The 23,008-nt window shown below is 59.7% G+C and carries 23 protein-coding genes; 18 read left to right on the top strand and 5 right to left on the bottom strand.

Annotated elements, in window-relative coordinates:
* Positions 1-2 precede the first annotated feature (2 nt).
* From ACR0AZ_RS01320 to ACR0AZ_RS01350, 7 genes are all read left to right on the top strand, one after another.
* Positions 3-713, top strand: coding sequence for a VIT1/CCC1 transporter family protein (locus ACR0AZ_RS01320; RefSeq protein WP_480666586.1), 711 nt, complete (start codon positions 3-5; stop codon positions 711-713).
* 95 nt (positions 714-808) lie between these two features.
* On the top strand, positions 809-2,113 hold the full coding sequence (locus ACR0AZ_RS01325) for an SDR family oxidoreductase (protein WP_480666587.1): 1,305 nt from the start codon (positions 809-811) through the stop codon (positions 2,111-2,113).
* Entirely contained in the window at positions 2,113-2,592 is a 480-nt protein-coding gene (locus ACR0AZ_RS01330; RefSeq protein WP_480666588.1) for a DUF2269 family protein, read from the top strand. Before ACR0AZ_RS01325 ends, ACR0AZ_RS01330 begins: the two co-directional genes overlap by 1 nt.
* A 97-nt stretch (positions 2,593-2,689) precedes the next feature.
* The gene (locus tag ACR0AZ_RS01335; RefSeq protein WP_480666589.1) at positions 2,690-5,371 is read left to right on the top strand and encodes a DUF2339 domain-containing protein; all 2,682 of its coding nucleotides are present in this window, start codon (positions 2,690-2,692) and stop codon (positions 5,369-5,371) included.
* A gap of 163 nt (positions 5,372-5,534) precedes the next feature.
* Complete coding sequence (ileS, locus tag ACR0AZ_RS01340) at positions 5,535-8,453, top strand: isoleucine--tRNA ligase (protein WP_480666590.1); 2,919 nt, start codon at positions 5,535-5,537, stop codon at positions 8,451-8,453.
* 134 nt (positions 8,454-8,587) lie between these two features.
* Positions 8,588-9,043: a methylated-DNA--[protein]-cysteine S-methyltransferase gene (locus ACR0AZ_RS01345; RefSeq protein ID WP_480666591.1), complete on the top strand. Its 456-nt coding sequence runs from the start codon at positions 8,588-8,590 to the stop codon at positions 9,041-9,043.
* A gap of 77 nt (positions 9,044-9,120) precedes the next feature.
* Positions 9,121-9,588 carry a hypothetical protein gene (locus tag ACR0AZ_RS01350; RefSeq protein WP_480469117.1) on the top strand — a complete coding sequence of 156 codons (468 nt, stop codon included), beginning with the start codon at positions 9,121-9,123 and terminating at the stop codon, positions 9,586-9,588.
* A gap of 2 nt (positions 9,589-9,590) precedes the next feature.
* On the opposite strand, the gene ACR0AZ_RS01355 is transcribed toward ACR0AZ_RS01350, so the two are convergent.
* From ACR0AZ_RS01355 to fsa, 4 genes are all read right to left on the bottom strand, one after another.
* Positions 9,591-10,286, bottom strand: coding sequence for a CDP-alcohol phosphatidyltransferase family protein (locus tag ACR0AZ_RS01355; protein ID WP_480469118.1), 696 nt, complete (start codon positions 10,284-10,286; stop codon positions 9,591-9,593).
* A gap of 66 nt (positions 10,287-10,352) precedes the next feature.
* Entirely contained in the window at positions 10,353-11,273 is a 921-nt protein-coding gene (locus ACR0AZ_RS01360; RefSeq protein WP_480469119.1) for a tyrosine recombinase XerC, read from the bottom strand.
* Positions 11,270-11,977, bottom strand: coding sequence for a DUF484 family protein (locus tag ACR0AZ_RS01365; protein ID WP_480666592.1), 708 nt, complete (start codon positions 11,975-11,977; stop codon positions 11,270-11,272). Before ACR0AZ_RS01365 ends, ACR0AZ_RS01360 begins: the two co-directional genes overlap by 4 nt.
* Before the next feature lie 195 nt (positions 11,978-12,172).
* Positions 12,173-12,826 (bottom strand): fructose-6-phosphate aldolase, encoded by a 654-nt coding sequence (gene fsa, locus ACR0AZ_RS01370; protein WP_480469121.1) that lies wholly within the window; start codon positions 12,824-12,826, stop codon positions 12,173-12,175.
* Between the two features lie 59 nt (positions 12,827-12,885).
* Here fsa and ACR0AZ_RS01375 point away from each other — a divergent pair, with 59 nt between their 5' ends.
* From ACR0AZ_RS01375 to ACR0AZ_RS01390, 4 genes are all read left to right on the top strand, one after another.
* Positions 12,886-15,111: a primosomal protein N' gene (locus ACR0AZ_RS01375; protein WP_480657083.1), complete on the top strand. Its 2,226-nt coding sequence runs from the start codon at positions 12,886-12,888 to the stop codon at positions 15,109-15,111.
* Positions 15,112-15,190: 79 nt separating this feature from the next.
* A complete protein-coding gene (locus ACR0AZ_RS01380; protein ID WP_480666593.1) occupies positions 15,191-16,423 on the top strand; it encodes an MFS transporter in 1,233 nt (410 codons plus the stop codon).
* A gap of 65 nt (positions 16,424-16,488) precedes the next feature.
* Entirely contained in the window at positions 16,489-17,361 is an 873-nt protein-coding gene (locus ACR0AZ_RS01385) for a 50S ribosomal protein L11 methyltransferase (RefSeq protein WP_480666594.1), read from the top strand.
* Between the two features lie 104 nt (positions 17,362-17,465).
* On the top strand, positions 17,466-17,810 hold the full coding sequence (locus tag ACR0AZ_RS01390; protein ID WP_480469125.1) for a hypothetical protein: 345 nt from the start codon (positions 17,466-17,468) through the stop codon (positions 17,808-17,810).
* A gap of 105 nt (positions 17,811-17,915) precedes the next feature.
* On the opposite strand, the gene ACR0AZ_RS01395 is transcribed toward ACR0AZ_RS01390, so the two are convergent.
* Positions 17,916-18,131, bottom strand: coding sequence for a DUF1127 domain-containing protein (locus ACR0AZ_RS01395; protein WP_480469126.1), 216 nt, complete (start codon positions 18,129-18,131; stop codon positions 17,916-17,918).
* Positions 18,132-18,464: 333 nt separating this feature from the next.
* Between ACR0AZ_RS01395 and ruvC the strand changes: the two genes are divergently transcribed.
* From ruvC to tolR, 7 genes are all read left to right on the top strand, one after another.
* Positions 18,465-18,962, top strand: coding sequence for a crossover junction endodeoxyribonuclease RuvC (gene ruvC, locus ACR0AZ_RS01400; protein WP_480666595.1), 498 nt, complete (start codon positions 18,465-18,467; stop codon positions 18,960-18,962).
* Positions 18,959-19,633, top strand: coding sequence for a Holliday junction branch migration protein RuvA (gene ruvA, locus ACR0AZ_RS01405; RefSeq protein WP_480469128.1), 675 nt, complete (start codon positions 18,959-18,961; stop codon positions 19,631-19,633). The genes ruvC and ruvA overlap by 4 nt, the downstream gene beginning before the upstream one ends.
* A gap of 4 nt (positions 19,634-19,637) precedes the next feature.
* Positions 19,638-20,657 carry a Holliday junction branch migration DNA helicase RuvB gene (ruvB, locus tag ACR0AZ_RS01410; protein WP_480666596.1) on the top strand — a complete coding sequence of 340 codons (1,020 nt, stop codon included), beginning with the start codon at positions 19,638-19,640 and terminating at the stop codon, positions 20,655-20,657.
* A 61-nt stretch (positions 20,658-20,718) separates the two neighbouring features.
* Positions 20,719-21,342: a hypothetical protein gene (locus tag ACR0AZ_RS01415; protein ID WP_480469130.1), complete on the top strand. Its 624-nt coding sequence runs from the start codon at positions 20,719-20,721 to the stop codon at positions 21,340-21,342.
* Positions 21,339-21,722: a tol-pal system-associated acyl-CoA thioesterase gene (gene ybgC / locus ACR0AZ_RS01420; RefSeq protein WP_480469131.1), complete on the top strand. Its 384-nt coding sequence runs from the start codon at positions 21,339-21,341 to the stop codon at positions 21,720-21,722. The genes ACR0AZ_RS01415 and ybgC overlap by 4 nt, the downstream gene beginning before the upstream one ends.
* Positions 21,723-21,827: 105 nt before the next feature.
* A complete protein-coding gene (gene tolQ, locus ACR0AZ_RS01425; RefSeq protein ID WP_170397391.1) occupies positions 21,828-22,523 on the top strand; it encodes a protein TolQ in 696 nt (231 codons plus the stop codon).
* A gap of 2 nt (positions 22,524-22,525) precedes the next feature.
* Positions 22,526-22,996, top strand: coding sequence for a protein TolR (tolR, locus tag ACR0AZ_RS01430; RefSeq protein ID WP_480657086.1), 471 nt, complete (start codon positions 22,526-22,528; stop codon positions 22,994-22,996).
* Positions 22,997-23,008 lie beyond the last annotated feature (12 nt).

Raw genomic sequence — 23,008 nt, forward strand, 5'->3', positions numbered from 1 at the left:
CCATGACCGACCACGGCCACAGTCAGCAAGAGATTTCCGAGCGGATCAACGCCCCTCCGGGACGTGGGGTGCTGCGCGATGTGGTTTATGGCGGCATCGATGGCTCGGTCACAACTTTCGCCATCGTTGCAGGTGTCGCAGGTGCAGGGTTATCGCCTTTTGTCATTGTTGCTCTCGGGCTGGCCAATGTGCTGGCGGATGGATTCTCGATGGCGGCGGGGAATTATTCAGGAACCAAAGCCGAACTCGACAACATCTACCGGATTCGCGCGATCGAAGAACGGCATATCAAGCTTTATCCGGATGGAGAGCGCCAAGAGGTAAGGGAAATCCTTGCTCAAAAGGGCCTTTCGGGCAGCGTGCTGGACGAGGCGACGGATGAGATCACCTCCAACCATGACAACTGGATCAACCTGATGATCGAAGGCGAATATGGGCTGGGAAGCGTCGATCCGCACCCCCTCAAAGCCGCGATGGCGACATTCTTTGCCTTTCTGGTCGCGGGGATGATCCCGTTGCTCCCGTTCATTTTGTCGATCGCGAATGCATTCACCGTGTCAGCGTGGATGACGGCAGGCGTGTTCTTTGCCATCGGTGCGATGAAAAGCCGTTGGTCCCTTGCGCCGTGGTGGCGGTCAGGTGGTGAAACTTTGTTGATCGGAGGGGCTGCGGCGACCATCGCCTATTGGGTTGGATCACTGTTTCACCCGTGATGGGCAATGGTGTCGCAGATGTAAGACCAAAGCTGGTGCGAGCTGTATGACCCGCTAGGGTGTTTCAAACAGCTCCGATGAGACAGGCGTTTATCATGCGCGAGACAAAAACCGTATTGGTTCTGGGTGCTTATGGCTTCATCGGCGCATCTGTTGTGAGGCGATTGCGGGCCGAGGGAATTGCGGTCAGGGGTTTGGTGCGAAACCTCGGCATCGCTACTCGGGTTTTGCCAGATGTTGAACTTATCCAGGCTGATCTTCGAACGCTCACGCAAGTGCACGACTGGCAGGCCATCCTGCGCGAGATTGAAATCGTGGTGAATTGCTCCGGGGCATTGCAGGATGGCGGGCAGGACGATCTGCGCGCAGTGCATCAGCTGGCAATCGCAGCTCTGGGACAAGCCTGCACGGACAACGGGGTGGCGATCATTCAGGTCTCGGCCATCGGGGCCTCGCCTGACGCTACAACCACATTCATGCGCAGCAAGGCCGAGGGCGATGCAGCCCTGCGCGCCAGTGGTGCCGTATTGTGGGTGCTCAGGCCCGGTCTGGTCATCGGGCAGAGCGACTATGGCGGCACCGCTCTGCTGCGCATGCTGGCGGCGGTGCCTGTCGTGCAACCCGTCGCTTATCCGCAGACACCGGTTCAATGCGTCGGCATGGAGGACCTATGTACCGTGATCCTCTCATGCGTTCAGGGCGATCTGCCCGAAGGCGACTATGATCTGGTTGAAGACAGTCCACACACGCTGGCTGAGGTTCTGGCGGCCACCCGCCATTGGCTCGGGTTTCCTGTCGCACACCGTGTCATATTGGTGCCTTCTGTACTGACCAAAGCGGTTGCTGGGGCTGCCGACCGGCTCGCGCGGCTGGGGTGGAGGTCGCCCTTGCGCAGCACGGCGATGATGGTGATGGAACAGGGCGTCGTGGGTGACCCTGAACCTTTCCGCGCTGCGACTGGTCGGTCCCTGCGCGGACTTAGCGAGATTTACGATAACTTAACCTGCGCGCGTGAACACCGGTTGAGCGCTCGGATGACACTGCTGATGCCCGTAGTGATCGGAGCGCTATGCCTGTTCTGGTTGCTGTCGGGGTTGTTTGGCTTAATAGGGCTGTCGCAAGCATCCGAGATTCTCACCCGTGCCGGGTGGTCCGCCGGATGGGCAGGCACATGTGTCGTACTGTGGTCGCTGGTTGATATTGCATTGGGGATGGCGTTGCTGTGGCGACCCTGGGCGGCGCGAGTCTGTCTGGCTCAGGCCGCGGTCGCTGCTTTTTATTTGATTGCAGCGACACTGTTGGTGCCTGCGCTATGGCTCGATCCGCTGGGGCCACTGCTCAAGGTCATCCCGGCGCTTTTGCTGTCCGTGGCCGCAATCCCCATGCTTGAGAGCCGCTGATGGATCCCAACCTTATCCTGCGTTGGTTACACGTGATCGGGGCTTGCGTATTGCTGGGAACCGGCGCTGGGATTGCGTTCTTCATGTTGATGGCACATCGCACAAAGGACGCGCGCGTTATTGCCCACACTGCGGGTATTGTCGTGCTGGCCGATCTACTGTTCACGAGCTCGGCGGTTGTGCTGCAACCTCTCACAGGCTTTCTGCTGGCGTGGCGGCTTGGATGGTCGCTTGGTGAAAGTTGGTTGCTGATGTCGATCCTTCTTTATGTCGTGACCGGCCTGTTCTGGCTGCCGGTGGTCTGGATACAAATCCGCCTGCGCGCTTATGCGCAGCACGCTGCAAGCACCGGTAGCGAACTCCCGCTGGCCTATTTCCGTCTGTTTCGCATCTGGTTTGCCTGCGGCATACCAGCTTTTACTGCGGTATTGGCGATCCTGTGGTTGATGCTATCGCGACCCGATCTTGCGCTGTTTTAACCTGCCTGAGCAACTGGTCGTAGGTATCGGGATTTCCAGACTATTAACCTCAGCGCGCGAAGCGTAGATTCGAGACATCACTGCGCGGAGGTCTCGATTGGAATCCTTGCTTGTCCTTGTTGGTCTGATCGTATTGGCCATTCCTGTATTGATCATCGTTTTGTTGGTTGGCCAGTCCCGGCTGCGCAAGCGTGTTGAGCAGTTGGAGCGGCAACTGGCCGGGCAATTGCCTGAGATCCCAGCTGAAACCGAGGCGCCGGTTGCACTGCAAGCCAAGCCAGGGCCATGGGCAGCACGGCCGAAAGAGGATGTCTTCACCGAAGAACCTAAGGAGGCTTCCGAAAATGTGCCCTCTGCCGCGATCGTCATGCGCAAGGATCGTTTTGCAGCGCTTGGCGCATGGCTGCGCGAGAACTGGTTTTACGCGGTCTCGGCGCTGTCGTTGGCGCTGGCAGGGATATTTCTGGTTCAGTACGGGGTCGAGAACGGATTGCTGCCTCCGACCGCGCGCGTTGCAGCCGCACTGATCTTTGGCGCGTTGCTGATCACCGCCGGAGAAGTGGTGCGCCGTCGCTTTGGCGATGACGAAAGTGCTGCGACCGCGTATCTGCCTTCGGTTTTCTCAGGCGCCGGGCTGGTGACGCTGTTCGGTGCCATTCTAGCCGCGCGTCAACTGTATGACCTCATAAGCCCCGAAATTGCCCTGACGGGTATGATCGCCGTTGCCCTGATTGGCTTGGTGCTTGGCTGGTTCCACGGCCCGCTGCTGGCAGCGGTTGGCCTGATCGGAGCCTTCACGGCCCCTTTTGTCGTTGGCGGATCATCAGATGACCCCACGTGGCTCTATGGTTATTTCTTCGTGATCACTGTTCTCGGACTGGGTATCGACACAGTCCGGCTCTGGGCCTGGATATCCGTTCTGACGCTTGTCGGAGCTTATGGCGCGGCGTTTCTTTTGGTGCTGTCCTCACCACTCACCGAGCCCGGATACCTGACCTGCATTACAGCCTTCGCATTGATTGCCATCGCGATCCCGGTCCGGCGTTTTTGGCCCAACCACTTCGGTCCGATGATCGCGGAAGTGGTTCGACGACAAAAAGGTGATACTTGGCCTGAGTTTCCTACTCGATTAGCCTTTGGTGCGGTCGCGGCCAGTTCGGTGATCCTGTCGATGCATTGGGCGGATTCGGCCAGCGAGTTTTGGCAGGGCGTAATACTGCTGGCCGGACTGACGTTGGCTCTGATTCTATGGGCAAAAGATGCACGTGCGTTGCAGGATCTCACGGTGCTGCCCGCGCTGGGGTTGGTCTGGTTTGTATTGGTGCATGGTCTGGATTTTGGCGCAGCGGCGCGCGCTTTTGCAGACACTTATGCGGAAACCGTTGAGGCCGATTTTCCGCTAATTGTCACTCTGCTGGTGGGATTGGGTGCTCTGATTTCGGTATTGGCGGCATGGCGATCTTTCTCAGGCGGGCGCGTGGCTGTGATCTGGGCTGGGGCCGCAGTTTTATTCGCACCGCTGATGGCGATTGCGCTCGAGGTTGGGTGGCGTCCGGCTGAGGTGATCGGAGCCTACCCTTGGGCACTACACGCCATCGCACTGGGGGCGATGATGGTTTTTCTGGCCGAGCGGTTTGCGCGGGTGGACGGAGACAACCGCATGCGGGCTTCTCTGGCCACGCTCTCAGCGCTGTCCTGTCTGAGCTTTGCCTGCATCATCGTACTCAGTTCAGCAGCGCTGACAGTAGCATTAACCACCATGATCGTTGTAGCCGCAGCTTTGGACCGGCGTTTTGCACTGCCGCCAATGAGCTGGTTCATCTGGGTCGGAGTGCTCACGGTGACGGTCCGGCTGGTACTGGATCCGGGCCTGGATTGGGCCAACACCGCACCGCTGGCCGAAATGGTGCTGGTCTATGCCGCCGCCGTGATCGGGTTCGTGGCAGGCTGGGCTTTGCTGAGGCCGCTGAACCGACCCATTGCGTCTCTGCTGCTGGAAAGCGCGGCCTGGGCGACGGCGGGCATCCTGCTGTCGCTGCTTCTGTTGCGCTGGCTTGAGGGGTTCGGCGAAGGTGGGGCGAAAGACAGTCATTGGGGGCTGGGCCTGCTGGCGGTGATCTGGTTGCTGTTGGCCTATGCGCAGGTTCAGCGCTTTTCGCTCGGCGGAAAGTTGAACTACGCACGCTATCTGCTGGCTGGTTTTTTTGCTGCGCACGGGATCGCGCGATTGGCGCAGGCGCTGTCCGAGGCGAACCCGTTGCTGAATCCGCTGACAGACCCTGTGCTTGGCCCACCAGTTCTGAATACCCTTGCGGTGGCTTATCTTGTTCCTGCGCTGGCTATCGGCTTTTCCGCTTGGCGTATTCCAACGATGCCGGTTTTACTGCGGCAGGCCAGCTATGGGGGCGCCTGCGCTCTGACTGCTGTCTGGCTGGGGCTGGCGATCCGGCATGTCTGGCAGGGCGCTGGTGGCATGTTCGAGGGCAATGGCGTCACGCAGCCTGAGCTTTACACTTATACCATCACCTTGCTGGTGGTTGGGGGCACACTGTTCTATCAGTCGTTGGCACGCGGGTCCGATCTGATGCGCAAGGCAGGGCTGGCCGTGATTGGGCTGGCCGTGGCCAAGGTGTTTCTGATCGATATCGCAGGGCTGGGCGGGTTGATCCGGGTCTTCTCACTGCTCGCGTTGGGCCTCGCGCTGGCGGGGTTGGCGTGGCTCAATCGCTGGGCCAAACTGCGCCATTCGCCGCAAGGCTCGGAACCTCTGGACCATTAGGCTGTGGCGTCCTATAAGCCCGCCATGCATGACCGTTTGGCCATCATTATTCGAATTATATCCCCGGCGCTCTGATATCGCGAGACGCCGGGCAAAGGTGCTTGAGATATCGCACTGACCGCTTCGATCCATACACGACCCGAACATCCTGAGGACGCCCCAAATGTGCGCCGACACGACCCAAGCACCTGATTACAAAGACACGCTGAACCTGCCCAAGACCGACTTCCCCATGCGCGCCGGATTGCCCAAGCGCGAACCCGCATGGCTGGAGCGTTGGGAAAAGATCGGCGTCTACGACCGCCTGCGCGAGAAAGAGGGCCGCAAACCCTTTACCCTGCATGACGGCCCTCCTTACGCGAACGGTCACCTGCATATCGGCCACGCGCTGAACAAGACCATCAAGGACATGATCGTGCGGTCGCATCAGATGATGGGTTTCGACTCGCGCTATGTACCCGGCTGGGATTGCCATGGTTTGCCCATCGAATGGAAGATCGAGGAGCAGTACCGCAAGAAGGGCAAGAACAAGGATGAGGTGAACGTTGTCGACTTCCGTCAGGAATGCCGCAAGTTCGCCGAAGGCTGGATCGACATCCAGCGGGAAGAGTTCAAGCGTCTGGGCATCACCGGCAACTGGCCCGATCCCTATATCACCATGGACTATCACGCCGAGGCCGTGATCGCGGACGAGTTCATGAAGTTCCTAATGAACGGCACGCTTTATCAAGGCTCGAAACCCGTGATGTGGTCGCCCATCGAGAAGACGGCTCTGGCCGAGGCCGAGGTCGAGTATCACGACAAGGAAAGCTTCACCATCTGGGTGAAGTTCAAGGTCGTGAACACGGGCGATGTAACGCTGGACAATGCCTATGTGGTGATCTGGACGACGACCCCATGGACCATGCCGTCGAACAAGGCTGTGGTGTACGGTGAGGACATCTCCTACGGTCTCTACGAGGTTACAGGTCGCCCCGAGGAGTGCTGGGCGCGGATCGGTGAGCGTTATCTGCTGGCCGATGATCGCGCGGCGGACGTGTTTGCGCGTGCGCGTCTGGATGACTCGATGTACCGCCGTTTGTGCGATGTCACGCAGGAAGATCTGGCCAAGATCCAGCTGACCCACCCGCTGGCCGGGGCCGAGGGTGGCAATGGCGAATGGGACGACATCCGCGATTTCCGCGCTGCTGAGTTTGTGACCGACACCGAAGGCACCGGCTTTGTCCACTGTGCGCCGTCGCACGGGATGGAGGAATTCGAGCTCTACCGCGATCTGGGCATGTTGGAGCAGGTCATCACTTACAACGTGATGGACGATGGCAGCTTCCGCGCCGATCTGCCGTTCTTTGGCGGCAAGTACATCCTGTCCCGTAAAGGCGGCGAAGGTGATGCGAACAAAGCGGTCATCGACAAGCTGGCCGAGGTTGGTGGGCTGCTGGCGCGCGGCAAGATCAAGCACAGCTACCCGCATTCATGGCGCTCGAAGGCGCCGATCATCTACAGCAACACGCCGCAGTGGTTTGCATCGGTCGACCGCAAGCTGGACGATGGCATGGGTGAGATGGGCGACACGATCCGCGAACGCGCCCTGCGCTCGATCGACGAGCTGGTGAAATGGACCCCGCAGACCGGCCGCAACCGCCTGTATTCCATGATCGAAGCGCGCCCGGATTGGGTTCTGTCCCGCCAGCGCGCCTGGGGCGTGCCTCTGACCTGCTTCACCAAGAAGGGTGCGCTGCCGACAGATGCGGATTACCTTCTGCGCAACGAAGACCTCAACGCCCGCATCAAAGCGGCGTTCGAGAAAGACGGCGCGGATATCTGGTACACCGACGGCTTCAAAGAGAAGATCCTCGACGGCATCGCGAACCCGGATGACTACGATCAGGTCTTCGATGTGCTGGACGTATGGTTCGACTCGGGTTCGACCCACGCTTTCGTTCTGCGCGACCGCGAGGACGGAACCAAGGACGGCATCGCCGATGTCTATATGGAAGGTACCGACCAGCACCGCGGGTGGTTCCATTCCTCGATGCTGCAGGCCTGTGGCACCAAGGGCCGCGCGCCATACCGAAACGTGGTGACCCACGGCTTCACGCTGGATGCCAAGGGCAACAAGATGTCCAAATCGCTGGGCAACACCATCGTGCCGGAAGAGGTTGTCAAGCAATACGGCGCCGATATCCTGCGCCTGTGGGTGGCTCAGACCGACTACACCGCCGACCAGCGGATCGGGCCCGAGATCCTGAAAGGCACCGCAGACAGCTATCGCCGCCTACGCAATACCATGCGGTTCATGTTGGGCTCACTGGCCGACTTCACCGAGGCTGACCGGGTGGAGCCGCAGGATATGCCGCGTCTGGAACGTTGGGTGCTGAGCCGTCTGGCCGAACTGGATGAACAAGTGCGCAAGGGCTATGCCGCGTTTGACTTCCAGGGCGTATTCAGTGCCGTGTTCACCTTTGCCACGGTTGACTTGTCGTCTTTCTACTTCGACGTCCGCAAGGATGCGCTCTATTGCGACGGCGATACGTTGCGCCGCCGTGCTGCGCGAACTGTCCTCGATATCCTGTTCCACCGCCTGACCACATGGCTGGCACCGGTACTGGTCTTCACCATGGAAGAGGTCTGGCTGGAGCGTTTCCCCGGCGATGACAGTTCTGTTCATCTGGTGGATTTCCCCGACACACCCGCCGACTGGCGCGATACAGAGCTTGAGGCCAACATGGCCAAGGTGCGCCGCGTGCGCCGCGCCGTAACCGCCGCCCTGGAAGTGCAGCGGCAAGAGAAGGTCATTGGTTCAAGCCTTGAGGCCGCTCCGATCGTCTATGTCGCGGATGCGGAAACGCGCGATTTGCTGGCCACCTTCGATGTGGATGATCTGTGCATCACTTCGGGATTGACCGTCACGGGAGATCCGAAACCTGCCGAAGCATTCCGTGTGCCGGAAATCGAAGGTGTCGGAGTGGTGTTCGAGCAGGCCGAGGGGGCGAAATGCCAGCGCTGCTGGAAGATCCTCCCCGACGTCGGACTTCACGCGCATTCGGGTGTCTGCGGAAGGTGTGACGAAGCACTAAGCTAAATCAGCGGCGGAGCGCATTTGGTAGGGCCTATTGTAAGGCCCTCCCGCGCTCCGACGCATTTTTGAACGGAAGACGCAGTGGTAGCGCATGATCCGGGTTGCGCTTTACCTGCAAACGCTGTCAGCATCTGGCCATGCCTATGATTGCAGTGGATACCCGGTTCGGACGCCTTGGGATTGAAGAAGAGGGCGAGGCGGTAACGCGCCTTGTCTGGAACGGTCGTGATGAGGGTACCAGGACGCCCTTGTTACTTGAGGTGGCGGCGCAACTGCGGGCCTATGATGAAGGGCGACTAACGCGGTTTGATCTGCCCTATCGCGTGGATGGGTCTAGGTTTCAACAGCAGGTTTGCGACATCATGTATGCCATCCCGTTTGGTGAGACGCTAACCTATGGTGATATTGCCAAGCAGCTGGGGCAGCCGGCGCAGCCCGTGGGTCAGGCCTGCGGTGCAAATCCTATTCCCGTGATCATTCCGTGTCACAGGGTTTTGTCTGCAACGGGGTTGGGAGGGTTCTCTGGAGCCGGAGGAGTTGAAACCAAAGTGGCTTTGCTGCGCCATGAGGGCGCAGCGAGCCTATTGATCTGAGACCGCAAATAGCTGTTGCAATCAAAGAGGCGCGGTTCCAACTTATACCAAATACCGAATTTGAAGGACCTGATCATATGACCGGCCAGACAGACCCTGCAGCACGTAAGAAAGCCATTATCGATCATCTGATGTCGCTTGAGGCGGAAGAGCTTGCGACGGCACAGGCCCACTACGATGCGTTCCTGAAGGATTCCCAGCTGGATGACCGGGAAGGACACGATAAGGACGATATTGCCGCGTCGCGCGAAAATGCAGATTTGGCTGCGGCTTTCGACGCGCCGGTGCATGCGCATCATGCCAAGATCGACGTAATCGAAAACACTGATTTCAGTTTGACCGACAGGGTGCAGCCTGGTGCCGTGGTTAAGTTCAACAACCGATGTTTCGTGGTTTGCGTGTCGACCACACGGTTCGAGGTGGACGGGAAGACCTATATGGGCATTTCAACCCAAAGCCCGATCTATCTGGCCATGACTGGCCTGCAGGAGGGGGATGTGTTCACCCACAACGGTACCGAATTTGAGGTTCAGGAGGTTCTGTAACCTCAGGCCTTGCGTGGCGGGATGATCTGCTGCGCAATACCCGCGAAGACCAGATAGAGGCTGGTGATCACCAGACCCCAATGGGCCCAGCTTTCGGGGTGGAAATCAACCCATGCAGCCCAGCCGGCAAAGAAGGTCCAGCCGAAGGCCATGGGTAGTGTCAGGGACCGCCAACGCTCGGTTCTGACCGGATGGACGAACTTCAGCGGGACGAACATCGCGATCGACAGTAATGTCACCAGCATCAGGATCACCCAGAAATTCGGCTCAAGCGCGAAGATCACGATGACGAACATGTTCCAACAGCCCGGAAAGCCAGAGAAAGAATTGTCTTTGGTTTTCATGCGCGTATCGGCGAAATACATTGCGCTGGCGAAGGTGATGACAATGATGGCAAACCAGCCTGTCCATCCGTCCATCAGGCCCGATTTGAACAGCGCAAAAGCCGGGATGAAAACGTAAGTCAGGTAGTCGATGATCAGGTCCAGAAGCACTCCGTCAAACTCGGGGGCGTTCTTTTTGACGTGGTAGTGACGCGCCAGCGGCCCGTCGATCCCGTCGACGATGAACGAGACCACCAGCCAGAGATACATTAGGCTCCATTTCTCCTCGACAGCGGCCAGCATGGCCAGCATCGCGAAAACGGCTCCGGTAGCAGTAAATAGATGAACGGAAAGAGCTTTGAATCTGAGTGTCATGGGCGTGTCATGTACGATGCGTGCGGCAGATGCAAAGCAAAAAGACGTACGGTGAAGGGATTTACGTCAGGCTTTGGGATGGGCGCGATTGTAGACTTCCATCAGGCGGGCGGTGTCCACGGCGGTATAAGTCTGAGTGGTTGAGAGAGAGGCGTGGCCCAATAACTCCTGAATCGCCCGCAGATCACCTCCGGCGGATAGAAGATGGGTGGCAAAGCTATGGCGCATGGCATGGGGGGTGGCGGTTGCAGGCAGGCCGAGTTGCATGCGTGCCTTGGCCATCACACCCTGGATTGCGCTCGGGTTCAGCGCGCCACCGCGGACGCCTCGGAACAAAGGGGCCTCGGGCGAATGGGGGTGAGGACAGAGCCGCTGATAGCGGTCGACAGCTGCGCGGGCAGCAGGGATGACCGGGACGATCCGCTCTTTGTCACCTTTGCCGAGGATGCGGAGTGTTTCTGGTAGCGGTGCGTCCTGTCCCGTCAGCGACAGGGCCTCGGAGATGCGCAAGCCGCAACCGTAAAGCAAGGTCACGACCGCGACATCGCGCGCTGCGACCCAATCCGAGGTCGACTGCATCTCGACCGTTTCGATCATGGCGCGGGCAGCGTCCTCGGCCAGAGGGCGGGGGAGCTTCTTGGTGAACTTGGGCGCGCGCGTGGATAGGACGGCGGTGGGCTCGAACCCTTCCCGTTCGGCGAGCCAGCGGTAGAAGCTTTTGACAGCTGAAAGCTTGCGGGCAAGCGATCGTGCGCCGACGCCCGAACCGCGCTGATCTGCCATCCACGCCCGCATATCCGAGACGGTGATGCGTTCGAGCGCGGCCAGCCCCTGTCGTTCGCTATGGTGCAGGGTCATGAACGAGAGGAACTCGGTCACGTCCCCACGATAGGCGTTCTGGGTATTCTCGGACCGGCCTTCTAGCGCCCGCAGGCTGTCCAGCCAGTGCTGTAATGCATCGCGACAGGCTGGTGAAATCAGGCTCACGACAGCCAGTGGCGCATGGAGCGTTCGAATACGCCTGCGAAGAATGACAGAAGATCGGTACCCAATTGCGGCGTGAAATGCCGTGGATCGCGGGCGCCCATGACGATCATGCCGGGCAGCCGACCGGTGCCGAGGTCCAGCTTGAGGCAGGCCTCGGACCGCAAATCCTCGGCTTGTGTGCCATAGACCTGAGGGTTGGGGCGGCTGATCTCGCGCAGAGTGACATCTAGCGTGGCGCCGCTACGGTCGGTGCTGAGATAGCCGTCGATAAAGTCAGGCTCAACGATGGTCAAAACACCGCCCAGCTGAGCCACGGCGGGATCGTCCTGAACGACGGTGGTTTCCAGCACCAAAGTAATGTGATCGACGCGCAGGATTTCGGCGACGTCATTGCCCAGAGCGCGCAGGAAGTCCTCGAACACCGTGGGCTCCAGCAAGCGCAGAATGGCGCGGTGGACCTGATTGGTGCCCGCCAAGTTCTCATAGGCTGCTGCGATGACCGAGCGGTGGGTGTCTTCCAACCGGTCCAGACGTTCCTCGAGCCGCTGCATCGCGATTCCGCGCAGATCGATAACGTTATCGCCGCGCGCCTGTTCGTTGGCGGCAACAAGGGCCTGCATCAGATCTTTGTCGTCCAGAACGGCGTCAGGCTCGGCCAGAATCGCCGCGCGGAGGTTGTCTTTCAATTTGGGGTCGCTGCTCATGTCCCGTCCGGTCGTTTTTTTGTTTTGCGGGCTTATACCATGAGTTGCCGGATTTGCCTTGGGAAAAATGCACGCAAAGGGCGAAATTCGTTTGCGCTGTGGCGGGGCTCCCGCCCGCCATGTGCTGATCAGAGATCAGCTTTGGCCGTTGGGCCGGGCGCGATGCCTGACGGCATCGCGCGGCAGCACCAGTGATCAGAGGATTTTCTGACCGGTTTTGGCCCAATCGGCTAGGAAGGTTTCCAGACCTTTGTCGGTCAGCGGATGGTCGGCCAGTTTTTTGATCACGGCGGGCGGCGCAGTGATCACGTCAGCCCCGATGCGGGCACTGTCAGTCACATGGTTCACAGTGCGGATCGACGCGGCGAGGATTTCGGTTTCGAACCCGTAATTGTCATAAACCTGACGGATGTCTGCGATCAGATCCATGCCGTCGAGGTTGATGTCGTCAAGGCGTCCGATGAAGGGCGAGATGAAGGTCGCGCCCGCCTTGGCGGCCAGAATCGCCTGATTGGTCGAGAAGCACAAGGTCACGTTGACCATCTGACCTTCATCGGTCAGCGTCTTGCAGGTCTTCAGGCCAGCCCATGTCAGTGGCACTTTGACGGCGATGTTCGGGGCGATCTTAGCCAGCTTGCGGCCTTCGGCGATCATGTCTTCGGCTTCGGTGGCGACAACTTCGGCCGAGACTGGACCGTCGACCAGATCGCAGATCTCTTTGGTCACTTCCAGAATGTCGCGGCCCGATTTCAGGATCAGCGAGGGGTTGGTGGTCACGCCGTCCACCATGCCCAGATCGTTCAGTTCGGCGATGGCGTCGATCTCGGCTGTGTCTACGAAGAATTTCATGCGGGCAGTCCTTTGATGGGTTGGCCTTGGTCGCGGATGGCTTTACCCCAAAGAGAGACATGCTGAAACCCCCCGGCCAAGGATATGCGGTGAGCGTTCAGGAGTATTTCGACCAAGGTGAGCTGGTGGCGGTGCTGACCACGCAGCCGCTGGACCGGACGCTGGATTATAAAGCGCCTGAGGGTGGGTGCTTTCTGGGCGCGTTTGTCGAGGTTCCGCTGGGGCCGCGCAAGGTGCTGGGTGTGGTCTGGGGGCCGGGGCGGGGCGGTTTTGATCTGGCCAAGGCGCGGTCGGTGATCCGGGTGCTTGAAGTTGCACCGATGCGCGAAGAGATGCGGGTATTTCTGGGCAAGGTGGCCGACTATACCCTGACACCGATGCCTGCGATGCTGCGACTGGCAACCCGCGCGCCGGGGTTGGGTGATCCTCCATCGATGCGCAAGATCTACCGGTTGGGGGACGCGGAACCGGATCGGATGACCGATGCGCGAACCCGTGTGCTGGAAGTGTTGCGCGAGTATGGCGGGTTGGCCTTCACCTTGAAAGAACTGGCCGAGCAGGCGGGGGTGACTTCGTCCGTGGTCAAGGGGCTGGTGAAACAGGGCGCGGTAAGGGAAGAGGACAGCCCGCGCGATCTGCCCTATCCACATCTTGATCCCGATCTGCCGGGGAAAGATCTGACCGAAGATCAGGCCACCGCAGTTGCCTGTCTTCAAGCCGGGCAGCGGACCGGAGATTACGGCACTACGTTGCTCAAAGGTGTGACCGGATCGGGCAAAACCGAGGTGTATCTGGAGGCTGTGGCCGAAGCGCTACGCATGGGGCGGCAGGCGTTGGTTCTGCTGCCTGAGATCGCTTTGACCGCCGAATTCTTGACCCGCGTTGAGGCGAGGTTCGGCGCGCGTCCGGCTGAATGGCATTCCGGGGCCACCATGACCGAGCGCCGCCGGGTCTGGCGCATGGTTGGGCAGGGGGAGGCGCAGTTGGTCGTGGGCGCGCGGTCGGCATTGTTTCTGCCATTCCGTGATCTGGGGCTGGTCGTCGTCGATGAGGAACACGACACCTCGTACAAGCAGGAAGACGGGGTGCATTACAGCGCACGGGACATGGCGGTTCTGCGGTCCTCAATCTGCGGCGCACGGGTTGTACTCGCCAGTGCGACGCCTTCGCTGGAAAGCTGGGCCAACGCCGAGGCCGGGAAGTACGAGCGGCTTGACCTGACCTCGCGCTTTGGGGCGGCGGTACTGCCTGAGATGAAGCCCATCGACATGCGGGCCGAGCAGATGCAGCCAGGGACGTGGATTTCTCCATCTCTGCGACAGGCGGTGCGGCAACGGATCGAAAAGGGCGAACAATCGTTGCTGTTCATCAACCGCCGGGGCTATGCGCCGGTTACGCTGTGCCGGGCCTGCGGGGAGCAGATCGCCTGTGATCATTGCGATGCGCGGATGGTGGAACATCGGTTCCTCAAACGTCTGATGTGCCACCAATGTGGTGAGACCAAACCGATGCCCGAGGCCTGCCCGTCTTGCGGGGTCGAAGGCAAGCTGGCTCCGGTCGGGCCGGGGATCGAACGGCTGGCGGAAGAGGCCGAGGTGACTTTCCCCGAGGCCAAAATTGCGATGCTCAGCTCTGACCTGTTTGGCTCGGCGCGGGCGCTGAAGGCCAAGATCGAAGAGATTGCCGAGGGGGACGCGGATATTGTCATTGGCACGCAGCTGGTGGCCAAGGGGCATAACTTTCCCAAGTTAACCCTGGTGGGGGTGATTGACGCAGATCTCAGCCTGCATGGCGCTGATTTGCGCGCGGCAGAGCGGACATTTCAACTCATGCGGCAGGTTGCTGGACGGGCAGGCCGGGCGGATAAGCCGGGTCAGGCGCTGTTGCAGACCTTTCAACCGGAACATCCGGTGATCCGCGCCATTCTATCAGGCGATGAGGAGGGTTTCTGGAAAGCCGAAGCCGCCGGTCGACAAGCCGCCGGAGTGCCGCCCTATGGGCGCATGGCGGGCATCGTCTTGTCCGGGCCCGAGGTCGGGCCGGTGTTTGACATCGGCAACGCGATGGCGCGAAACGATGCGCCTCTGCGAGAAATCGGAGCGCAGGTGTTTGGTCCGGCACCAGCGCCGATTGCGCGCATCCGAGGCAGACACCGCGTGCGCCTGCTGGTCAAAGCCCCCAAAGGTGCGCCCATTCAGGACGCCATCGCGCGTTGGATCGCGCCCCTGCGTCTAAAAGGTGACATTCGCCTTGCCGTCGATATCGACCCGCAAAGCTTCTACTGACCCTGCGCCAGTGCAGAGCCAATGTGCGCCGCGCCCTAGGCCCTCGCCAAAGCGCAAAAATGGGCGTAGACGGAGTCCCATGTTGAAACCCATGCCGCTTTCCGAGGCGAAGAGCCTGCCATTCTGGCGCCGTCCCATGACGCTCCTGTTCATGATGGCGTTGATGATGCCGATTGCGTTCAACGCGTGGAGTGCGCTGCTCAATAACTTCGTCATCGAGGTGGCGAATTTCGACGGGGCCGACATAGGTCTGCTGCACACGGTGCGCGAAATTCCCGGTTTTCTGGCCGTTGGTGTGATCGCAGTGATCATCTTTATCCGCGAACAGGTTCTGGCCATGATCTCGCTGATGATGCTGGGGGTTGCGACGGCGGTCACGGCCTGGTTCCCCAGCCTGGGCGGGTTGTTGTTCGTGACGTTGTTCAGTTCGATCGGCTTTCACTATTACGAGACCGTAAATCAGTCACTGCAACTGCAATGGCTGCCCAAAGACCGCGCACCGCAGATGCTGGGATGGCTGGTGGCGATGGGTTCCGCCGCGACGGCGGTGGTCTATGGGTTGATCGTGCTGACATGGGATCGTTTCGATCTGTCCTATAACTATGTCTTCATCGCGGCGGGTGGTGTGACTGCCCTGCTGGCGCTGTTCTGCTTGGTCGCCTATCCGCAGTTCGAAGCTCCCACGCCGCAGACCAAGAAGCTGATCCTGCGCAAACGGTATTGGCTGTATTACGCGTTGCAGTTCATGGCAGGTGCCCGACGGCAGATATTTGTCGTTTTCGCTGGCTTCATGATGGTCGAGAAGTTCGGCTTCAAAGTGCATGAACTGACAAGCCTCTATCTGATCAATCTGATGATCAACATGATGGCAGCGCCTCTTCTGGGCAAAGCAGTGGCCAAGTTCGGTGAGCGCCGCACGCTGATCTTCGAATACACCGGTTTGGCCATTGTCTTTGCGGCCTATGGCGGGATTTATTGGTTCAGCTGGGGCGTGTTGCTGGCCGCAATTCTATATGTGATCGACCACGTGCTGTTTGCTCTGGCGCTGGCGCTGAAGACCTACTTTCAGAAAATCGCCGATCCGGCGGATATCGCACCCACCGCCGCCGTAGCCTTTACCATCAACCACATCGCCGCTGTGTTCCTGCCAGCGCTGTTGGGGTTGCTGTGGGTGGTGTCTCCGGGTGCGGTCTTTGGGTTGGCGGCGGCGATGGCGTTGGTCTCTCTGGCCTTGTCCCTGCTGATCCCGCGCCATCCGGAACCGGGCAACGAAACCATTTTGTCGAAATATGCCCCTGCACCCGCCGAGTGAGCACCGCGCTTGACCTTGGCGGCCTCTGGGCCTAGGCGCTGTTTCAAATGAAACAGGAGGCCTCCATGCCCACATTCACCGCGCTGACCACTCTGACCGGCAAGAAAGCGGCCGAAAGCCTGGGCGAAGCCATGGGACGTCTGGAACCCGAACCCACCGGCGTAGGTGTGTTCGAGGTTGAGGATGGTTCGGGTCTGTGGGAAGTGGGCGGCTATTTCACCGAAACCCCGGACGAGGCAGCGCTGGCCCTTCTGGCCACCGCGTTTGAGGCCAAGCCTTTCGTAGTCTCGGAACTACCCGAAACCGATTGGGTTGCCCATGTCCGTCGTGAGCTGGCCCCGGTCGAGGCCGGACGCTTCTTTGTCTATGGCAGTCATGATGCAGATAAGCTGCCTGAAGGCATCATTCCGTTGCTGATCGAGGCCGCGATGGCCTTTGGCACCGGTCATCACGGAACGACTCTGGGCTGTTTGAAAGCTCTGGATTTTCTTCTGGACCAGGGTTTTTCGGCCTCCAGGGTCGCCGATATCGGGTGTGGTACCGCCGTGTTGGCGATGGCGGCAGCTCGGGTCTGGGATGGCGATATCATCGCCAGTGATATCGACGAGGTTGCGGTTGATGTGGCCGAGGCCAACCTGAGGGCAAATGGTATGGCCGGTCAGGTCCACTGCGTCGAAGCCGCCGGTTTCGATCACCCGGAACTTAAGGCCCACGCGCCTTATGATCTGATCTTTGCCAACATTCTCAAAGGCCCGCTTGTGGCACTGGCCCCCGAAATCGGGGCGAATCTGCGCGCAGACGGTAAGGCGATCCTGTCGGGAATCCTCAATGAACAGGCCGATGACGTGATCTCGGTTTATCTGCAAAACGCGTTCAATCTGGTCCGCAGGGATGAGATTGGTGAATGGACGACGCTAATCTTAAGCAAACAGGGCTAAATCTGGGCCATTTGCAGGAGTTTTGTGGTTTTTTGCCACGTTTTCGTCGCATTCTCTAATTACCGTCTTTGGATGCAATCGGGGGGCGGTTTTCGGAGGCTGCCATGACAGGAAAACAACTCGAATTCGATCAGCGCATCACGCGTCTGAACAAGAAACACCAGAAACTCAGCCGGGGCTATCGGGCCACGATGCGCTCGGATGGACTGGTTGTTATGAAACCTCAGCGGATGAGATCGGCCATCCCGGCGAAGGTTCTGGTTCTTTGTTTGCTGGGTTTCTTCGGTTTCAAAGCATTCTTATTGTCGAATATCGGCGCATCTGCGTATGACACACGCGTTGCAAGCCTGGATCAGGGTACACCCGTTGAAAAGGCCGGAGCCTGGATCATGCAGGCGGATCCGGTTACTCAACTCCTCGCAGCCCAGCTGACCAAGGTTCTTTACTAAGGATAAGATGTCCTTCCTAACGAAAACACCGCGGGCCATTCGGCGCGCGGTGTTTCTGTTCGCCCCACAGGGAGGAGGAAGGGGCGTGAGCGGTATTGCGTTGACTTAGTAACGGCGGCCTTCGGCAACAACGTCGATGTCGCCGCGGCACAGACCGATATCGTCCAGCTCGCGGTCGGTCAGACCGCTCAGCGCGTTGCGGGTTGCGCGGGCGTCATTCCATTCTACAACGGCGTTTGCGACCGATGCGAAAGTTACGCCGATACGGCCGACGAGGCCGAATGAGCCAGTGGTGGTGCGGGTGGTATCCAATGCAGCCATATCCTGTTTCCTTCTGGTTTGCGTTAATCTCTGATCTTGCGATCTGACGGGCATCTAGGGATGTATACCGCCCCATGCAAGCGCAGAATTTGCATGTGTCCTATGCGTTTTTTGCAATGCTCGAGATTCATGAAAGCCCCTTAATTCATTGATTAATTCCAGTTTATAAAAGCGTCGAAAACATACGGATTGCTGTCGCAAACAAGCCTCCATGCTGCAGGTGCGACATGGATGTCGTTTTCAGATCGTGTGTTGAATTCCTTGGAAAATGTTCACGCTTCGTGCTAATCGATGGAAAAAGGTCACACGAACCCGAGCAGGCCAATACAAAATATGCGAATTCTGGGCATTGATCCGGGTCTCAGGACCCTGGGATGGGGCATCATCGAATCGACAGGCAGCCGTCTAAGTCACGTGGCGAACGGCTTGTGCAAATCCGACGGCGATGATCTGGGTGAACGGCTTCTGTCGCTGCACAACCAGATTGTCGAAGTCATTGCCGAGCATCAGCCCGATCAGGCCGCCATAGAACAGACCTTTGTCAACAAAGACGGGGCAGGGACATTGAAGCTGGGTCAGGCGCGCGGTGTGGCGTTGTTGACCTTGGCGCAAGCGGGCCTGCCTGTGGGCGAATACGCCCCCAATCGGGTCAAGAAAACTGTGGTCGGCGTCGGCCATGCTGAGAAAGAGCAGGTTCTGCATATGGTCAAGTTACAGCTGCCGGGGTGCTCTCCCAAGGGTGCGGACGCTGCGGATGCTCTAGCGATCGCGATCTGTCATTCCTACTATGGGGCCACCCCGCGGGCGCGGGTGAAAGAGGTGCGTGCATGATCGGCAAACTTACGGGACGGCTGGATTACCGCGCCGCGGATCATGTTCTGATCGACGTGCGCGGGGTCGGTTATATCGTCTATTGCTCGGACAGGACCATGGCAGCTTTGCCGGGTGTGGGTGAGGCGGTCTCGATCTACACCGACATGGTCGTACGCGAAGACCTGATGCAGCTTTATGGGTTTCTATCCTTGGTTGAGAAAGAATGGCACCGCCTGCTGTGCTCGGTTCAAGGTGTGGGCGCCAAGGTGTCGCTGGCCATTCTCAGTGCGCTGGGGCCGGATGGCGTGAGCCGCGCGATTGCGTTGGGCGATTGGGGCGCGGTCAAGGCGGCCAAAGGCGTTGGCCCGAAGACGGCGCAGCGCATTGTGCTGGACCTCAAGGACAAGGCCCCGGGCGTGATGGCCATGGGGGGCACCGTGACCGAAGCGATGGATGGACCGGCGCTGGAAGTGGTCGAAACTGAGCCTTCGCCTACACCGGCGCGCGTGGCGAAACCGGTCTCGGGCTCAGCGGCGGCCTCGGCCGGGGCGCTGTCTGCGCTGGGTAATTTGGGCTATGGCCCGTCCGAGGCGGCCTCGGCGGTGGCTGAAGCAGCGGCGAACCTGCCCGATGCAGGTGAGGCCGAACTGATCCGCGCCGCGTTGAAACTGCTGGCTCCGAAAGGGTGATTGAATGGTAGACGCCGACCCCACCCTGCGTCCCGAGCCGATGCCCGAGGACAATGACCGCGCCTTGCGTCCGCAAGGCCTGGATGAATTCATCGGTCAGGCAGAGGCACGTGCAAATTTACGCATCTTCATCCAATCGGCCCGACAACGGGGCGAGGCGATGGATCATACGTTGTTCCATGGCCCTCCGGGATTGGGCAAGACGACGCTGGCGCAGATCATGGCGCGGGAATTGGGGGTGAATTTCCGCATGACCTCGGGGCCGGTGTTGGCCAAGGCGGGTGATCTGGCGGCGATCCTGACCAATCTGGAATCGCGCGATGTGCTGTTCATCGATGAGATCCACCGCCTGAACCCGGCGGTCGAAGAGGTGCTGTACCCCGCGATGGAGGATTTCGAGCTGGATCTGGTGATCGGCGAAGGCCCTGCCGCCCGGACCGTCCGGATCGAGCTGCAGCCGTTTACGCTGGTCGGGGCCACCACGCGGATGGGGTTGCTGACAACCCCGCTCCGGGATCGCTTTGGCATTCCGACACGATTGCAGTTTTACACCGTCGATGAGCTGCACGAGATCGTCACGCGGAATGCGCGCAAGTTGGGCGCACCCGCCGATGATGCGGGCGCGCGCGAGATCGCGCGGCGCTCGCGTGGAACACCGCGGATTGCAGGGCGCTTGCTGCGACGGGTTGTGGACTTTGCCATTGTCGAGGGCGATGGGCGGATCACACGCGATCTGGCAGACGGGGCGCTGACCCGGCTTGGCGTGGACAATCTGGGGCTGGACGGGGCGGACCGCCGCTATCTGAAACTGATTGCCGAGAACTACGCGGGCGGTCCCGTGGGGATTGAAACCCTCTCGGCGGCCTTGTCCGAAAGCCGGGATTCGCTGGAAGAGGTGATCGAGCCCTATCTTCTGCAGCAAGGCCTGATTCAGCGCACACCGCGCGGGCGGATGTTGGCGCAGAAGGCCTGGACCCATCTGGGAATGGCGGCACCCAAAGGGCAGAGCGATCTGTTTGGTTGAAGCTGTGCGCTTAAGAACTTATGCCTCTCGGCGAGAGATTTGTTAGAATGAAGGGCCAAGCGTGACTCCGGAAGAGATTGAGGCGCTGTTCACCCGCGAAAGTGGAGAATTCCTGTTTGCGCGTTGGGGGCGCCCCATCGTGCCGATTGTGTTCGGTGTCGAGGATGAGACGCTCTCGACCGTCAAGGGCGCGTTTGAGGCGGTCGTCACGCTGGCCGGTCACAAGATGGCCGAGACGGATCCCGAACTCGGCGCCAATTGCATGGTTTTTTTCTTCCGCGATTGGCAAGAGCTGCTTGAGGTTCCCGATCTGGACCGGCTTATCCCGGATTTGGCACCGCTGGTTGAACGACTGGTGGCTGCTGACGCCAACCAGTACCGTATTTTCCGGTTCGAGGAAGATGGCGCCATACGTGCGGCTTTTGTATTTCTGCGCATGGACAAAGAACTCTCTAAAGTGCCGGCAGAGACCTTGGCGCTCAGCCAGGTGGTGCAGACCATCCTGCTGTGGTCCGATGCTGCATTTCGCAGCACTTCTCCTTTGGCTATCGCCGGTGAGGCGACGATCCTGCGGCCCGATATTGCCGCGTTGATCCAGGCCGCCTACGATCCTATTCTGCCCGGTGCTGCGCAGGACCCCTCTCATGCGTTGCGCTTGTTCGCCAGATTGGAGCCGCCGCAATGAAGCATCACTACCCGGTCCGTGTTTATTACGAAGACACCGACATGGGCGGCGTGGTCTATCATGCGAATTATCTGAAATTCATCGAACGCGCCCGGTCGGACTGGGTGCGTAAGCTGGGTAATGATCAGAACGCGATGCGGGACGCAGGTATCGTCTGGGTCGTGCGGCGGATCGAGGCGGATTATCTCGCAGCCGCTAGGTTTGAAGACGAGCTAATGGTCGAGACCGAGATGGTCTCGCTCTCGGGTGCGCGGCTAACGATGTCCCAGTCGGTCAAACGCGGCGAGACGGAAGTTTTCCGCGCCGAGGTGACGGCTGTCTGCATGAATGCCGAGGGCAAACCGGTACGCCTTCCGGCAGAGATTCGCGCATTGATGTAACAATTTCACCCTTGGGGGTGGTTCTGTTGGCTTTTCACATCCATCTGCGCTAGCGTTTGGCAAAACAAGGCCAAATGGCCATCAGGCAAAACAAAGAGCAGGTTCATGGAAGCTGAAACGCTGGCGCTGGCGCAGGAGATCGATTTCTCCATGTGGGGGCTGTATGCCCGCGCGACCTTTATCGTCAAACTGGTAATGCTGATGCTGATCGGTGCATCCATCTGGTCCTGGGGCATTATCATTCAGAAGCTGATCAACTACCGCGCTGCGCGTCGCGAGGCGCAGGTGTTTGACGAAAGCTTCTGGTCTGGCAATCCGCTGGATGAATTGTTCGAGCAGATCGGAACGCAGCCCGATGGCAGTTCTGAGAAGATTTTTGCGGCTGGAATGATAGAATGGCGGCGCTCACACCGCACCGATGGCGGGCTGATCGCAGGGGCGACTGCGCGGATTGACCGGTCGATGGATGTGGCAATCGCCAAAGAGGCTGAGGGGCTGCAGAAGGGGTTGCCCATTCTGGCAACCGTGGGTTCGACAGCTCCGTTCATCGGTCTGTTTGGCACGGTCTGGGGTATCATGAATGCCTTTATCGAGATTGCCGAGCAACAGAACACAAACCTCGCCGTCGTGGCCCCCGGCATTGCCGAGGCGCTGCTGGCCACGGGTCTTGGCCTGCTGGCTGCGATCCCGGCGGTGATTTTCTACAACAAGCTCAGCGCGGATAGTGATCGGATCGTGGGCGGCTATGAGGCCTTTGCCGACGAGTTCGCCACCATCCTGTCGCGTCAGTTGGATAGCTGACGATGGGTGCGGCGGTTCAGCAAAGCTCGAGCGGGAACGGACGCAGGCGTGGGCGGCGGCGTGGGCGCGCGCAGCCGATGGCCGAAATCAATGTGACGCCTTTTGTCGATGTCATGCTGGTGCTGCTGATTATCTTCATGGTGGCCGCGCCACTTCTGACGGTTGGCGTTCCGGTTGATCTGCCCAAGACGGCTGCCAGCGCTTTGCCCGGTGATAACGAAGAACCGCTGACCGTGACCCTGACGGCCGATGGTCGGGTACAGATTCAGACCACTGACATTCAGCGCGAAGAGTTGATTGGCAGGCTGCGCGCGATTGCGGCAGAACGCAGCAGCGACCGGGTGTTCCTGCGCGCGGATGGTGCGATCCCGTACGCGCAAGTGATGCAGGTGATGGGCGCGCTTAATGCGGGTGGGTTTTCCAATGTGGGCCTTGTGACCGATACCGGCGGGCCAACGCTGGACGATGGGTGAGAGTGAGGTCGC

This window comes from Ruegeria sp. BE3, assembly GCF_056538865.1.

Excerpts from the sequence above, each read along its gene's own strand:
- ACR0AZ_RS01355 (WP_480469118.1), bottom strand. The coding sequence starts at position 10,286 with ATGACACTCAGATTCAAAGCTCTTTCCGTTCATCTATTTACTGCTACC.
- ruvB (WP_480666596.1), top strand. The coding sequence starts at position 19,638 with ATGGTAGACGCCGACCCCACCCTGCGTCCCGAGCCGATGCCCGAGGAC.
- ACR0AZ_RS01380 (WP_480666593.1), top strand. The coding sequence starts at position 15,191 with ATGTTGAAACCCATGCCGCTTTCCGAGGCGAAGAGCCTGCCATTCTGG.
- tolQ (WP_170397391.1), top strand. The coding sequence starts at position 21,828 with ATGGAAGCTGAAACGCTGGCGCTGGCGCAGGAGATCGATTTCTCCATG.
- ACR0AZ_RS01390 (WP_480469125.1), top strand. The coding sequence starts at position 17,466 with ATGACAGGAAAACAACTCGAATTCGATCAGCGCATCACGCGTCTGAAC.
- ACR0AZ_RS01395 (WP_480469126.1), bottom strand. The coding sequence starts at position 18,131 with ATGGCTGCATTGGATACCACCCGCACCACCACTGGCTCATTCGGCCTC.
- ACR0AZ_RS01325 (WP_480666587.1), top strand. The coding sequence starts at position 809 with ATGCGCGAGACAAAAACCGTATTGGTTCTGGGTGCTTATGGCTTCATC.
- ybgC (WP_480469131.1), top strand. The coding sequence starts at position 21,339 with ATGAAGCATCACTACCCGGTCCGTGTTTATTACGAAGACACCGACATG.
- ACR0AZ_RS01350 (WP_480469117.1), top strand. The coding sequence starts at position 9,121 with ATGACCGGCCAGACAGACCCTGCAGCACGTAAGAAAGCCATTATCGAT.
- ACR0AZ_RS01385 (WP_480666594.1), top strand. The coding sequence starts at position 16,489 with ATGCCCACATTCACCGCGCTGACCACTCTGACCGGCAAGAAAGCGGCC.
- ACR0AZ_RS01365 (WP_480666592.1), bottom strand. The coding sequence starts at position 11,977 with ATGAGCAGCGACCCCAAATTGAAAGACAACCTCCGCGCGGCGATTCTG.
- tolR (WP_480657086.1), top strand. The coding sequence starts at position 22,526 with ATGGGTGCGGCGGTTCAGCAAAGCTCGAGCGGGAACGGACGCAGGCGT.
- ACR0AZ_RS01330 (WP_480666588.1), top strand. The coding sequence starts at position 2,113 with ATGGATCCCAACCTTATCCTGCGTTGGTTACACGTGATCGGGGCTTGC.
- ruvC (WP_480666595.1), top strand. The coding sequence starts at position 18,465 with ATGCGAATTCTGGGCATTGATCCGGGTCTCAGGACCCTGGGATGGGGC.
- ACR0AZ_RS01320 (WP_480666586.1), top strand. The coding sequence starts at position 3 with ATGACCGACCACGGCCACAGTCAGCAAGAGATTTCCGAGCGGATCAAC.
- ileS (WP_480666590.1), top strand. The coding sequence starts at position 5,535 with ATGTGCGCCGACACGACCCAAGCACCTGATTACAAAGACACGCTGAAC.
- fsa (WP_480469121.1), bottom strand. The coding sequence starts at position 12,826 with ATGAAATTCTTCGTAGACACAGCCGAGATCGACGCCATCGCCGAACTG.
- ruvA (WP_480469128.1), top strand. The coding sequence starts at position 18,959 with ATGATCGGCAAACTTACGGGACGGCTGGATTACCGCGCCGCGGATCAT.
- ACR0AZ_RS01345 (WP_480666591.1), top strand. The coding sequence starts at position 8,588 with ATGCCTATGATTGCAGTGGATACCCGGTTCGGACGCCTTGGGATTGAA.
- ACR0AZ_RS01375 (WP_480657083.1), top strand. The coding sequence starts at position 12,886 with ATGCTGAAACCCCCCGGCCAAGGATATGCGGTGAGCGTTCAGGAGTAT.